General features: G+C 62.1%; 11 protein-coding genes. 1 reads left to right on the top strand and 10 read right to left on the bottom strand.

The window, feature by feature from the left end; genetic code table 11:
* Positions 1-62: 62 nt before the first annotated feature.
* From IPP03_03920 to IPP03_03885, 8 genes are all read right to left on the bottom strand, one after another.
* Positions 63-3,281 carry a type I restriction endonuclease subunit R gene (locus IPP03_03920; GenBank protein ID MBL0351849.1) on the bottom strand — a complete coding sequence of 1,073 codons (3,219 nt, stop codon included), beginning with the start codon at positions 3,279-3,281 and terminating at the stop codon, positions 63-65.
* On the bottom strand, positions 3,278-4,402 hold the full coding sequence (locus IPP03_03915) for a DUF1016 family protein (protein ID MBL0351848.1): 1,125 nt from the start codon (positions 4,400-4,402) through the stop codon (positions 3,278-3,280). The genes IPP03_03920 and IPP03_03915 overlap by 4 nt, the downstream gene beginning before the upstream one ends.
* A 221-nt stretch (positions 4,403-4,623) precedes the next feature.
* Positions 4,624-5,169 (bottom strand): hypothetical protein, encoded by a 546-nt coding sequence (locus tag IPP03_03910; protein ID MBL0351847.1) that lies wholly within the window; start codon positions 5,167-5,169, stop codon positions 4,624-4,626.
* A gap of 50 nt (positions 5,170-5,219) precedes the next feature.
* Entirely contained in the window at positions 5,220-5,801 is a 582-nt protein-coding gene (locus IPP03_03905; protein ID MBL0351846.1) for a hypothetical protein, read from the bottom strand.
* A gap of 77 nt (positions 5,802-5,878) precedes the next feature.
* A complete protein-coding gene (locus tag IPP03_03900; GenBank protein ID MBL0351845.1) occupies positions 5,879-7,093 on the bottom strand; it encodes an IS4 family transposase in 1,215 nt (404 codons plus the stop codon).
* A gap of 82 nt (positions 7,094-7,175) precedes the next feature.
* Positions 7,176-7,865: a restriction endonuclease subunit S gene (locus IPP03_03895; GenBank protein ID MBL0351844.1), complete on the bottom strand. Its 690-nt coding sequence runs from the start codon at positions 7,863-7,865 to the stop codon at positions 7,176-7,178.
* 2 nt (positions 7,866-7,867) lie between these two features.
* Positions 7,868-9,994: an N-6 DNA methylase gene (locus IPP03_03890; protein MBL0351843.1), complete on the bottom strand. Its 2,127-nt coding sequence runs from the start codon at positions 9,992-9,994 to the stop codon at positions 7,868-7,870.
* A 50-nt stretch (positions 9,995-10,044) separates the two neighbouring features.
* The gene (locus IPP03_03885) at positions 10,045-10,203 is read right to left on the bottom strand and encodes a hypothetical protein (GenBank protein MBL0351842.1); all 159 of its coding nucleotides are present in this window, start codon (positions 10,201-10,203) and stop codon (positions 10,045-10,047) included.
* A gap of 100 nt (positions 10,204-10,303) precedes the next feature.
* Here IPP03_03885 and IPP03_03880 point away from each other — a divergent pair, with 100 nt between their 5' ends.
* The gene (locus IPP03_03880; GenBank protein ID MBL0351841.1) at positions 10,304-11,425 is read left to right on the top strand and encodes a beta-ketoacyl-ACP synthase III; all 1,122 of its coding nucleotides are present in this window, start codon (positions 10,304-10,306) and stop codon (positions 11,423-11,425) included.
* Positions 11,426-11,430: 5 nt separating this feature from the next.
* Here the strand turns inward: IPP03_03880 and IPP03_03875 are convergent, their stop codons facing one another.
* Together IPP03_03875 and IPP03_03870 are read right to left on the bottom strand one after the other, a co-directional pair.
* Positions 11,431-12,444: an alpha/beta hydrolase gene (locus IPP03_03875; protein ID MBL0351840.1), complete on the bottom strand. Its 1,014-nt coding sequence runs from the start codon at positions 12,442-12,444 to the stop codon at positions 11,431-11,433.
* Between the two features lie 105 nt (positions 12,445-12,549).
* Positions 12,550-12,735, bottom strand: a complete 186-nt coding sequence (locus IPP03_03870; GenBank protein MBL0351839.1) for a hypothetical protein — start codon at positions 12,733-12,735, stop codon at positions 12,550-12,552.
* Positions 12,736-12,854: the final 119 nt, after the last annotated feature.

Below are 12,854 nucleotides of genomic sequence, written 5' to 3'. Positions count from 1 at the left end.
AGTTGAAAAACTCCACCGCGACCGCCGGCTCACGTCTGCGATCCCCGTGCCGACGCTGGCAATCAGGCGTAGACGCCCGCATTCCGCTCCGGATAGCTTTCGTACACATGCTCGAACACCGCCGAGCATTTGTCGTGGTAAAGCTCCGGCGTGTAGGCGCGTGGCAGGCCATTGTCGAGCGTGTCTTCGATGGCCAGCTTCAGTTGTGATCTCGCGGTTGATTTCTGCCGCCAGTTGATGACCAGCAAACCCTTGAGGCGGATCAGTAGTTCGCGGGCGACCTTCTTCACTTCGGCGCGCTCTTCGGTGCTGAGCTCGGGCGCCGGGCGGGTAAGGATGTCGAAGATGACGAGTTCCTCCTCGCTCATGTTCTCGCGGACGTGCCGTTCCTGTTCTTCGTTCAGGCCGTTGCTCAAGGCCAGCAACTCGGCATACAGCCCCTCGATGGTGGCGCTGCCGGCGTTGTAGCTCTCGATCAGCGCCGCGAACTTCTCGGCAAAGTCGGCGCGGGTGCGATTCAAGCGAATCATCTTTTCCAGTTGGGCGCGGATGGTGGCCTTGAGCACTTCGAGGTCGGTGTTCTTGTGTTTGGACTGCTTGAAGCGCTGGGCCAGTGCCTCTAAGTTTATCTTCGAGAGATCAAGCGCTGGCGGCCCGGATTCGCGGATTTCGTGGCCGGTGATCGAGTCGTCGAGCAGGCCGTTGATGCCGTTCATCACCCGCGAGATGTCCGGCGGGTTCGGGTTCAGTTTGGCGCGGATGGCCTCGGCCAAGGTGGTCAGGCAAGCCACCCGGCTGGCGAATTCCAGCGCTACGGGATCGGGTTTCACGGCGCGGTAGAGCGTGCTCACCAGCCGCTCATGGCCGAAGAAGTCGCGGCGCAGCGGGTCGGGGGAAATCAGCGCGTTCAGCGCGTCCTCGACCGCCTGCAAGCGTTCCAGCCCGCCGGCCGCTAGCGCCTCGATCCCGGCCAGCATCGCATCATGCCTGGCGCAGAAAGCCGTCGCTTCGGCAATAGCGCCGCGCAGTTCAGCCACCAATTGCTGCTTGTCCCGGACCGGGCTCTTGCCATTCTTGCCGGCGCCGTAGATGGCCAGCGCCTTTTCCAGCGAGGCGAAGACGTTGGCGTAATCGACGATCACGCCGCTGTGCTTGCCGGGAAATACGCGGTTGGCGCGGGCAATGGTCTGCATCAGCGTGTGGTTGCGCATCGGCTTGTCGAGATACACCGTCGAGCAACTCGGCGCATCAAAGCCGGTCAGCCACATGGCGCAGACGAAGACCAGGCGCAGCGGGTCTTCGGTGTCCTTGAACTTTTCGTCGAGGCCCGGCTGCGATTCGTTCATCCGCTTGCGGTGCGGCGCGATGTCGAGGCCGAGCGCCTGCATCTGGGCGATTTCGTTCTGCCCCGGCGAGACGATCAGCGCCATGTCGGTAGTGGTCAGCACCGCGAGGCGCTGTTTCAGTTCGGCAATGCGCAAGTCGCGCCGCGCCTGCTCGGATGTCATGCCGCCGCCCGGTCGATAGTGCAGCTCGCCCAGTTCCTTCCGCACCCGTTCCGTTTCCACCCCCCAATACACCCTCACCTTGTCGTGCATCTTGAGCGCGGTGGCCTTGTCGATCGACACCACCAGCGCCTTGCCGACAAAGCCGCGACCGAGGAAGTGCCGCACGATGTCCTGCGCCACGGTTTCCAGCCGGTCGTCGCGGGTGATCAGGTGGTACTGGCGGGCAAGCTCGCGCTCCAGCCTGGCTTCCTGCTCGGGGTCGAGCTCGGCGTTTTCGATCAGCCGGTAGATGTCCTCGTTGAGGTCCGGGTTGATGAGCTGCAATTCCGGCGTGCGGTTCTCGTAGAACAACGGCACGGTGGCGCCATCTTCGATCGACTGCTGGAAGTCGTAAATCGACACGTAGTCGCCGAAGAGCTCCCTGGTGCGTTCCTCACCGGCAATCAGCGGCGTTCCGGTAAAGGCGAGGAACATCGCCTTGGGCAAGGCGGCACGCATGTTGAGCGCCAGCGTGTCGTACTGGCTGCGGTGCGCCTCGTCGGTTAGCACGATCACGTCGGAACGTTCGCAGAGCAACTCCGGCGTCTGGAACTTGTGCACCAGCGTGAACACGTAGCGGTGGTTGCCGCGCAACAACTCGCGCAGGTGCGCGCCACTGGCGGCGTGGCATTCGTCGCCCTCGGCTTCCGACACCGCGCCGGTGGTCTTGAAGGTCTTGGCGATCTGCTCATCGAGTTCCACGCGGTCGGTGACGACCACGAAGGTCCAGTTGCCAGCCAGCTTACGCAGCACTTTCTGGGCGAAGAAAACCATAGCAAAACTCTTGCCGCTGCCCTGCGTCTGCCAGAACACGCCGCCGCGCCCGTGACCGAGTTGGCGTGCTTCGAGCATCGAGGCGATGGCGTTGTTGACGCCGAGAAACTGGTGGTTCTGGCCAATGATCTTGACCAGCCCCGCCTTGTGCTCGGAAAACAGCGTGAAGTTCTCGACCAGATCGAGCAGGCGGCTACGGTCACACGTACCGCGCAGCATCACCTCCAGCGACACGCGGCGCGCTTCGTCCTCGCGCGCGATACGTTTCCACTCGAAAAAACGCCCCCACTCGGCGGTCAGCGAGCCGACGCGGCTGTCGCTGCCGTTGCTGGCGATCAGCAGCGCGTTGAACCAGAACAACGCCGGAATCTGTTGCTTGTAGTGTGTCAGGTTTTCGTCGAAGGCGGCGCGCGCCGGCACACCGGGTTTCTTGAGTTCGATCACCACCCACGGCAGGCCATTGACGAAGCCGACCAGATCGGGCCGACAGGTGTAGAGCGCGCCAGTCACGGTCAACTGGCTAACGAGCACAAAATCGTTGTTCTCGGGGTGCTGCCAATCCACCACGCGCAGGCGTTCGGTCTTCTGGCCGCCGCGCTCGCGGTCGGGAACCGAGACGGCAATGCCTTCCTTGAGCAGCCGATAAATCTCGCGGTTGGCTGCTTCCAGGCTCATCGCCGAGCGGTCGTGGGTGAGTTCATCGACGGCGGCGTCAATCGCCTCGGCCGGCAGCGTCGGGTTGAGCCGGGTGAGCGCGGCGCGCAGGCGGGGCACCAGCACCACCTCACCCCTGGTCTCGCGGCCCAACCAGACTCTCCCATCGCCCTCCGGGAGAGGGGCTGGGGGTGAGGGGCCGAAGCTTTCCTCCAGCGCCGACACCGTCTGCCAGCCGAGCGCTGCAAACAACCCGATGGCGGGTTGCTCGACAAGCTGGTCTTCGCTCCAGGTGTGCGGGGTCATTCCGAACCGTCCGACAGCGCGTGCTCCAATTCCGTCACGCTGGGCACGATGCCTTCCAGGGCCTCGGGCAGGGAATCCACCAGACGGGTCACGTACTCCGACACGCCGATGGGCTTGCTTAGGTCACGCAGGGCATACTCGGCGATCACCCGATCCTTGTTGCGGCAGAGAATCAACCCAATGGAAGGCTGGTCTCCCGGATGCCTGAAGCGATCATCCACGGCAGACAAGTAAAAATTCATTTTCCCGGCCGCCTCCGGCGTGAATTCTCCGGCTTTCAGATCGATCACCACATAGCAGCGCAGTGTCAGGTGGTAGAACAACAGATCGAGGTAGAAGTCGCGCTCACTCACGGTGAGATGCACCTGGCGGCCTACCAGTGCAAAGCCGGCGCCCAGTTCCAGCAGAAATTTCTCCACATGACGGATCAATCCGCTCTCGACCGCACGCTCGCTGGCATCCTTGCGCAGGGACAAGAAATCGAATAGATAGGGGTCTTTGGTGAGGCCCTGCGCAAGGTCGGACTGTACCGGTGGCAAGGTCGCGCCAAAATTCGTGACCGCCTTGCCCTGCCGGTCATGCAGTCGCGACTCGATCTGCAGCGCCAATACGTTGCGCGACCAGCCAAACTCCAGCGCCCGGGTTGCGTACCAGCAGCGGTCGGCTGTGGTTTCCAGCTTGTGGAGCAGCAGCAGGTTGTGGCCCCAGGGTAGTGAGGCGAAGGGTTCCGGCGGCAGCGATGCCGCTGGTCTTCCGGCTGAATCTGTCACGGCCTGTGACAGATTTTTCGCGCTGCTCGATTCTGTCACCGCCGGTGACAGAATCGGCGGCGCCGTCGAATGAGCGGCATGGAAAGCGCGCATTCGCCAGACGTTAAGCGGCGAAAAACCTGCCACGCCGGGAAATGCTCGCTGCAAGTCGAGCGCCAGACGCTCCACCACCTTCTTGCCGTACCCACTGGACTCCTGCGCTCGCAGAATCAGCCGGCCAATGTCCCAGTACAGCGCCAGCAACTCGCGGTTGGCCGCCAGCCCAGCCCTGATTCTGGCAGCCTGCACGCGTGCTTTGATTTCCGCCAGCAGCGGTGCGTAGTTGGCGGGCAATGAAACAGTCTCAGTCATGAATCAGCGCCTCTGCATTTTTCTCGTCCAGGTTTTCATGGGACGTTTTTCACTCAATTGAGAGGTTGTTACGAAACAAGTGGTTACAGATTATCGCCGCTTGCCGCTCAAACAAAACTCCGGGTCGATTGCGGCGCAAGGCCAATGTTGGGGTCATCGCCATGCCGGCAACAGCCGTTCGGCGACGATTTCCAGCAGCGCGACGTTGGGGTCGTTGGCGTTCATTCCTGCAAGCGCTTTTCCAGCAGATCGAGCGCCAGCGCGCGCTCGCGCGTGCTGCCGCCGCGCACGGCATCGAACAGCACCAGCAACTCGTAGAGCGCCGGATTGCGTCTGGCCGCCTCGGGCACGCTGGGGTAGAGCGGGTAAAGCGCCACGCCGCGCACTGTGCCGTTTTTGTCCGGCCACACCGGCACCGGGTCGGTCCCCGGCATGATCGATTCCTTGAGCGGGGCGGCGGCATAACCGGTCGGCAGGCCGCATGTCAGGCTGCCGCGCGTGGCCGGGAAACAATAACGCGCGCCGTGCTGGATGAACAGGCGCAGCGCAGCGAGGATCACCGTTGCCTTGCCGCCGTTATCCTTGTGCGCGAGCTGGGCGGCGACCGCCCGTTCGACCGCCGCGTGCACCTCCGAAGCCGTCATCCCCAGCTCGGCGGCCAGCGCGGCATAGGTCGGCGCCGGGCCGCGTTCCAGCGCCAGGCGCAACAGGATGACCAAGTCCTGCGGACGCAGCACGACTTGCGGGTTGGACTTGGATCGGGCCATCTGGAACCTCTGTCATTCGCTATTCGCGAATAGCGAATATACGGCCGTCGCTAGGCATTGGCAATGGCCTCGACATCGATCTGGCCGGAGAGCAGGCGCGGCAGCAGCAGGTCGCGGGTGCGGCGGAGGTTTTGGGTTTGACGTTGGAGCGTGTGAATCTGCTCTGCCATCGGAATCGTCGCTTCACCGAACCTCTTCAGCAGCGGCTGAGATGGGATAAGCAACTCGGCTTTTTCGAAGGTCGCACCGCTGACAGCCGGATAGGCCGCGCCGGTGGCGTTGTTCGCGAGAAAGGTGACGAAATCGTCGGTCGTCGTTGCGAAGTAGAGGAACGTGAATGGAACTTTCATCGCACTGAGCACTGCAAAGCCGGTGGACGCGATTGTGTTCGCGTCAGGGTGCATCACCTGAGCGTGTGATCGCCGATTCGGGCGAACGCATGACCACAGCACGTCGCCATGCTGCACGATGCGCCGTGCGCGTCCCGGTGCGTCAGCGAAGGCATAGGTTGTGACGGAATCAATCTGACCGGGGCTGACCGATGAAATATCGATGTAGTGGAGTTCGTCTGGCGCGGTGCGAGCGTTGATCTGCGCACGGTTTACGTGGGCAACATCCTTGAGTTTCTTCACCTCCCACCCCTGCGGAATCTCGCCGAGGTGGGAAGGGACGCGGGGTGGCGTACCAATCCTCTCAACTTAGTCCATAGTCATACGGCGGGTTTGTAAGCAAAGGACAGGTGAGGCTTTCGCTGGTTTGGCCGAGGTCGAGCACGATCAGGGATAAATTTCTGAAGGTTTTTGACGATTTCCGAGAAGATTTCCTTGGTAACTCGGGTGGTGATTTGCTGCACACCCGCCAAGACTCGGGGCAAGATACGACGTACGGTATTGAAGGCCATCGTCCGATTCACTCGCCATGGCGAATCGCTGGGCAGCCGCTCTTCCGCAGCCAGGTAGGTGGCCAGGGCATTGAGATTGTCACACACCATCTTGGCCCCAACATCCTGGCAGGCGGCCAGCCAAGTCAGGCCGGACGTGTGCTCCAGATTGAGCCGGTGTTTGATGCGCTTGAACGCCTCCTCGATACGCCAACGGCTGTGATAAAGGGCTGAGAAGCTTGTGGCCGGATACCGCGCGGTATCAAGCAAGGAGGTCATCAAGACCCGTACCTTGCCAGTCGGCGTCACCTGACGAATCAGGCGAACCATAGAAGGCAGACGCGGACACTCGTAATCAATGGCATCCTGACGATGCGGTGGCGGCAATGTCACCTGCGCCTCATCTTCTCCGGATCGCATGAACTGGGTGATGGCAGAAAAGGAAGCGGACGAATCACAGCGTATGCAAAAGGGGATACCTCGATGCAACAGCGCCGCGACCAACCAGGCACCCGGATACCCGCGATCAAGCACCAGCATGTCCTGAGCACCGAGTCGGTCAAGCCGCTCAAACAACATCTGACGTTCGCCGACCAGCGAACTGTGCAAAATCAGCGAGTCGAACAATTCGATCCCTGGCCGAAACAAACCGAAGATGGCCGCTTCTCGAATATGGCGGCGCCCTTCCAGGTCAAGCAAGGTCAGACGTACCTTCGATGCATCCGCCGCCAAGACCCGCAAGCCTTGCCAGTCCGGCTGCTGCGGAACGACCTCATCGACCAGGCGCAGCAATTCTGTATTGAGCGGCTCAAAGAGATTGGCGACCAGATGGCTGCGCGCCTTTGAGAAGGCACTGGCCGTGATCGCCCGACAAAGGCGGGTTCTTCCGGCAAGCAGGGCAAAGCAGGAATCAAGCTCCGCCTGAACTGCGCCGCGAATGCCGGTGAGCAGGAAAGCGATCAGATTCGTGAATGGCAATTCACGGTTTCGGGTGAAAAACCGAGGCTCGCGGCGGGCGGCGGCAAGGAAATTGGCGCCATGAATGTAGTCCGTTAGCCGTGAAACGATATTGGCATATTTAGGCCGTCATATAACGCCTATTTATATCAATTGGTTACATGCTCGATTATATCTTGGCGCGGCCAGATGGCAAAGTTACCAAAATTAGATGACAGACCGCTAAGTCAAGAGGATTGGGTGGCGTACCCTCACCCCCGGCCCCTCTCCCGGAGGGAGAGGGGTGGTTTTCGCTCCCTTCTCCCTCCGGGAGAAGGGTTGGGGATGAGGGTGCATCGTGGCCGGGGAAGCGGAAGTGGACAAACCACTCGCGGTAGAGGGCGCGGGCCATCGCCTCCAGAATCCTGATGCGCCGATGGCTGTTCTCGATGAGTTCGTCGTAGGCCGACAGAATGCCCGCGATGCGCTGCTGGACCGGGAGTGGGGGGACCCGAACGTCCATCGCGTGAAGATGGTTCCTGTTCACTCCTGGAACTGCACCGGCAGCATTTTGTGACCCAAGATTCAGCGTGCCAAGGAAATAGGAGATGAAACGAGGGTCGTTACCTTTGAAGTCCTGGACGTACAGGCTGGTATTGAGTGGCCAGAAATCGGACTCGATGTAAAAAACCTGACCAAGCGTGCCGTATCGACCAGTTACAACGCCAGGCCCTTTTACCTTCGCTTCCGAATGATGATCGGTAACTCCAGACGACGAAACCACCGGAAAAACGCCCGTTGACCGCGATCCGTGTGGCAAATCGTAACCACGCTTGAGATTCATGACATCGCCAAGGAGGCACTCTCTCCAAGCAGCCATCCTCACGCCTCCAGAATCCCCGCCACATTCGCGGCGATGGTCCGTTCCAGTTCCCGTGCCTGGAGGTTCAGCGACTCCAGTTCCTCGTTCAGCGCCTCCAGTTGTTCCTTGAAGTCCTCGTCGCTGACGTTCTCGCCGGGCGCGACGCCGACGTAGCGGCCGGGGTTGAGCGACCAGCCCTGGGCTTCGATCTCGGCCAGCGTCGCCGCCTTGCACAGGCCGGGGATGTCGCGGTAGACAAGCCCCTCTCCCTGCGGGAGAGGGGTTGGGGGTGAGGGTGGAGCCTCATGCAAAGCCTGCCAAATCGCTTCCAGGACGTTTTCGGTTTCAGTCAGTACCTGGTTGTTCCAGAAACGCAAGGTGCGAATGCCTTGGGTCTGCAGCGTGGTATCGCGTTGGCCGTCGCTCTTCACCTGTTCGGCGTGCTGCCCACCATCGAGTTCGATACACAGCTTGGCCTCGTGGCAGTAGAAATCGAGAACATAGGGTGGGGCAGGGTGTTGACGACGAAACTTGAAACCTGCCAGGCGTCGATCACGCAGCATGTTCCATATCAGGTTTTCGGCGTCGGTTTGCTGTTGCCTCAGTTGGCGCGCAAATGCAATGTGTTCCGGAGGGATATCTTTGTGGGTTGGCGCCCTTGCATCGGCCCTCACCCCCGGCCCCTCTCCCGGTGGGAGAGGGGAGAAGACTTCCTTGAGCTTGGCTTCCGCGCCGACACCGCCAAGCGTGAAGTCGGGAGTCTCATCGCGATAGAGGCGGACGATGTTGGCGATGAAGCCGATCTGCGCCGGCGTCCAGTCGCGGTGGGCGCGATCCACCTGGCGGTAGATGTGGCGGGCGTCGACGAAGAGCACGGTGTCGCGGCGATTGATACCCTCACCCCCAGCCCCTCTCCCGGAGGGTGAGGGGAGGTTTTCCTTGCGCTTGTCGAGGAACCACAGCGTGCACGGCAGCGTGACGGTGTAGAACATGTTGGGGCCGACGGCGACCATGACATCGACGGCGCGGGCTTTGATCAGCTTCTGCCGCAGTTCCTGCTCGGAGGAACGGGCGTCGGAAGCGGAGTTGGCCATGACGAAGCCGGCGCGGCCCTGCGCATTCAGCGACGAGTAGAAGAGCTGAATCCACAGATAGTTGGCGTTGTCGGTGCGCGGCAGGCCGAAGGGGAAGCGGCGGCCGGCGCCGACCAAGTCTTTCAGCCGTTCCTTGTCCACCGCGTTGACGTTGAACGGCGGATTGGCGAGGACGAAGTCGAACTGGCCGGTGGCGCTGTGCGGGTCGTCGTAGTAGCTGTTGATGTTGCCGCCGTGGCGGATGTCGCCTTCCAGCCCATGCACGGCGAGGTTGAGGCGGCACAGGCGGCCGGTTTCGTCGGTCTTCTCGACGCCGAAGATGGCGAGCTCGGCGGCAGGGTTCTTCTGGTGCTCGGCGACGAAGCGCGCCGACTGCACGAACATGCCGCCGGAGCCGCAGGCGGGGTCGAGGATGCGACCGTGGAAGGGTTCGATGACCTCGGTGAGCAGGAGCACGATGCAACCCGGGGTGTAGAACTCGCCGCCCTTCTGCCCCTCGCTGCGGGCGAACTCGCCGAGGAAGTATTCGTAGATGCGCCCGAAGGCATCGTAGCCAACGCTGGCGGGGATCTCGGAGACCTTCTTGAGCAGCTCCTTGAGCAGGGTGCTGGTGAACAGGTTGTAGGTCTTGGGCAGCACGCCGGCGAGCTGCGGGTTGTGCTTTTCGATGTCGCGCATCGCGGCGTTGACCCGGGCGCCGATGTCGGCCGCCTCGGGCAGCGTCAGCAGAAAGTCGAAGCGCGCCTCGGGGCTCAGGTAGAGAATACTTTCAGCGTGATAGGCGGCGGGTTCATCGACCCGGCTGCCACGACGCGATGGCTGCGCGCCCTCGCCCCCGGCCCCTCTCCCAGAGGGCGAGGGGTGAGAAAGCTTGCCGAGCTGGACGGTGAAACGCAGCTCGGCAAAGCGCAGGAAGATGAGGCCGAGGATGGGGCCGGAGTATTCCTGCGGCTTGAGGCCCGAGTTGGCGCGGAACTGGTCGGCGGCGTTCCACAGGCGCTTTTCGAGCGTTGCGGAGGCGCTGTCTTTTTCTGGGGGGACGATCCACTTCATGACTATTGGTTCTTTCGTTTGCCAGTGAACGCCCAAGACATTCCTGGCTGTTACTGGAAGATCAACATTGTATGACACCCTTGCCGGGTCAATTCCCGGTCATCGATCGCAACCGGCTGGATCGGATAAGCTCGGGCATTGGTGGTGAAATTCTCAGCCGGGCCATTTTTTGCCGCTTTTTCGGCGTCGACCGCAACCGGCGCCAGCAAAGTTGCTGCGGCGCACGGGCAAGGCGGAAGGCGGCGGATGCGTAGCGGGGAGGGCGCCTGTGCTATCGTTATGCCTGAACAATTTCATCGGTCTTGTCCCATGCATAACGTAGTCATCAGCGGTACCGGCCTCTGGGTCGCCCCCGAAGTCATCACCAACGACGAGCTGGTCGTTGCCTTCAACGCCTATTCCCGGCGTTTCAACGAGGAAAACGCGTTGGCCATCGCCGTCGGCGATGTCAATGCGCTGCCCGAATCGAGCGTCGAGTTCATCGAGAAGGCTTCGGGCATCAAGCAGCGTTACGTCGTCGACAAGGCCGGCGTCCTCGACCCGGCGCGCATGCGGCCGCGCATCGCCCCGCGTCCGGATGACTCACTTTCGCTGATGGCGGAGATGGCCGTGGCTGCGGCCACCGAGGCGCTTGCCGCGGCCGGGCGTGATGCCACCGATATCGACATGGTGCTCTGTGCCGCCTCGAACATGCAGCGCCCGTACCCGGCGATGGCCGTCGAGATCCAGGGCGCGCTCGGCGCCGGCGGCTACGCCTTCGACATGAACGTTGCCTGTTCCTCGGCAACCTTCGCGCTGGAACAGGCGATCAATGCGGTCAGGACCGGCTCGGCGCGCGCCGCGCTGGTGGTCAGTCCGGAAATCTGCTCGGCCCATCTCGCCTGGAAGGACCGCGACTGCCACTTCATCTTCGGCGACGTGTGCACCGCGCTGGTGGTCGAACGCGCCGACACGGCAAAGGCCGCGATCACCTGGGAAGTCCTCGGCAGCAAGCTGGCGACCAGATATTCGAACAACATCCGCAACAACGCCGGTTTCCTCTGGCGCTGCGAGGACCGCAATCCGGACGATCGCGACCAACTGTTCCGCCAGGAAGGGCGCAAGGTATTCAAGGAGGTCTGTCCGCTGGCTGCCGACCATATCACCAGTCAGCTCGCGGGGCTTGGTTTGACCGCCGCCGGCGTGCGCCGTTTCTGGCTGCATCAGGCAAACCTGGCGATGAACCAGCTGATTGGCAGGCGCGTGCTCGGCCACGAAGCCAGCGCCGACGAAGCGCCGGTGATTCTGGATGAATTCGCCAACACGGCCTCGGCCGGTTCGATCATTGCCTTCCACCGCCACAGCCAGGATCTCAAGTCCGGCGACATCGGCGTCATCTGCAGTTTCGGCGCCGGCTATTCGATCGGCAGCATCGTCGTGCGCAAGAACTGATCTGTTCAGGCGATCGGCGCGGTCGATTCCGGTTGCTGCAGTGGCAGTTGCGGATTGCGGCAGTCCCAGTCGGTATGCCGCGTGACGAAGTCGGCAATCCTTTCCAGCGCCGCCTTGCCGTGCGAGAGCGCCTGAAGTCCCTGAAAGACGTGCGGCACGTTGACCCACAACTCGACCTCGACGGCGACACCGGCCGCGTGTGCCCGTTCCGCGGCGCGCAGTGAATCGTCACGCAGCATCTCGCTTTCGCTGGACTGGAAGAAGAGTGGCGGCAGGCCGCTGAAATCGCCGAATAGCGATGACGCATCGGGCGACAGCATTTCTTCCGGCGTGATGTAGTGATGGCGCAGGCCGACCATCGCCGATGTGGTGAACATCGGGTCGCGCTTTTCGTTGGTCACCATGCTCGGGCTGCTCAGGGTGAAGTCGACGAAGGGCGAGAGCATGACGGCGCATGCCGGCATCGGCTGACCGGCCGCCTTGATCCGGTGCAGCAGGGCGAGGGCCAGGTTGCCGCCAGCCGAATCGCCGCCGATGATGACGTCCCGCGTTGAAATGCCCTGGGCCATCAGCCATTGCCAGGCTGCCCACACATCCTCGACGCCGGTCGGAAAGCGGAATTCCGGCGCCAGGCGGTAATCGACCATCAGCGCGCGTGCCCTGATCCGCCGGCACCAGCTCGCCACCATGGCGTGGTGCAGGCGCGGAAACTTGAACATCCAGGCGCCGCCGTGAATGTAGAAGATGACCTTGTCCTCCCGTGACTCGGGCAGGGTGATCCATTCGGCCGGAGTGCCGTTGCATTCGATTGCCCGTACCTGCATTTCCGGGTCGATTTTGGCCATTTTGAGATCCAGCGCGGCCTGCCGGTCGCGCAGAAACTGGATCTCGGCGTCGTACTTGAAGGCGCGCTTGACCGCCAGGCGGAACAGCTTGTCCATCCACCACAGCCGGAATCTCGAACCGGCATGGCTGACCAGTGTGACATAAGAGGGAAGGGTGGCAGAGGGCGCGCTCATCAGAGGCTCCAGGGATCGATTGGACGGACTGTCCTGAATGCTTGGAATGGTCGCACAATGCGGCCGATTTCGAGAATCATCTTTTTGCTTTGCAGTCAGGGCATCCTACCCAGCGGCAACGAGTGCCTGTGAACAGGCCAAGGCGCAGGCGTTGAAGGCCGATGCCGACGAAGCGTTCACGCTCGCCGAGCGCCGCATGCGCCTCTTGTGTGGCGAATAGCGCCGCGACCGTTCGCGGATCAGAAGCGTCGCCGGCAGCGGCAGATCGGCGTTGGTGGAGGCTGTCATCACTCGCGAAAAATTTTTCAATTGACGGTCGCTGACGCGGTCAACGATACTATTCTCCGATTTTCCGTCCCTGGCGATACGACTTCGGTGCCTGGGAGCCGAACCTGAAGTCGATCTCAACG

The sequence above is a fragment of the Candidatus Dechloromonas phosphoritropha genome, from assembly GCA_016722705.1.
GTDB lineage: Bacteria > Pseudomonadota > Gammaproteobacteria > Burkholderiales > Rhodocyclaceae > Azonexus > Azonexus phosphoritrophus.
The sequence above is the reverse complement of the archived record's forward strand: the minus strand, read 5'-3'. Positions and strand labels throughout refer to the sequence as shown.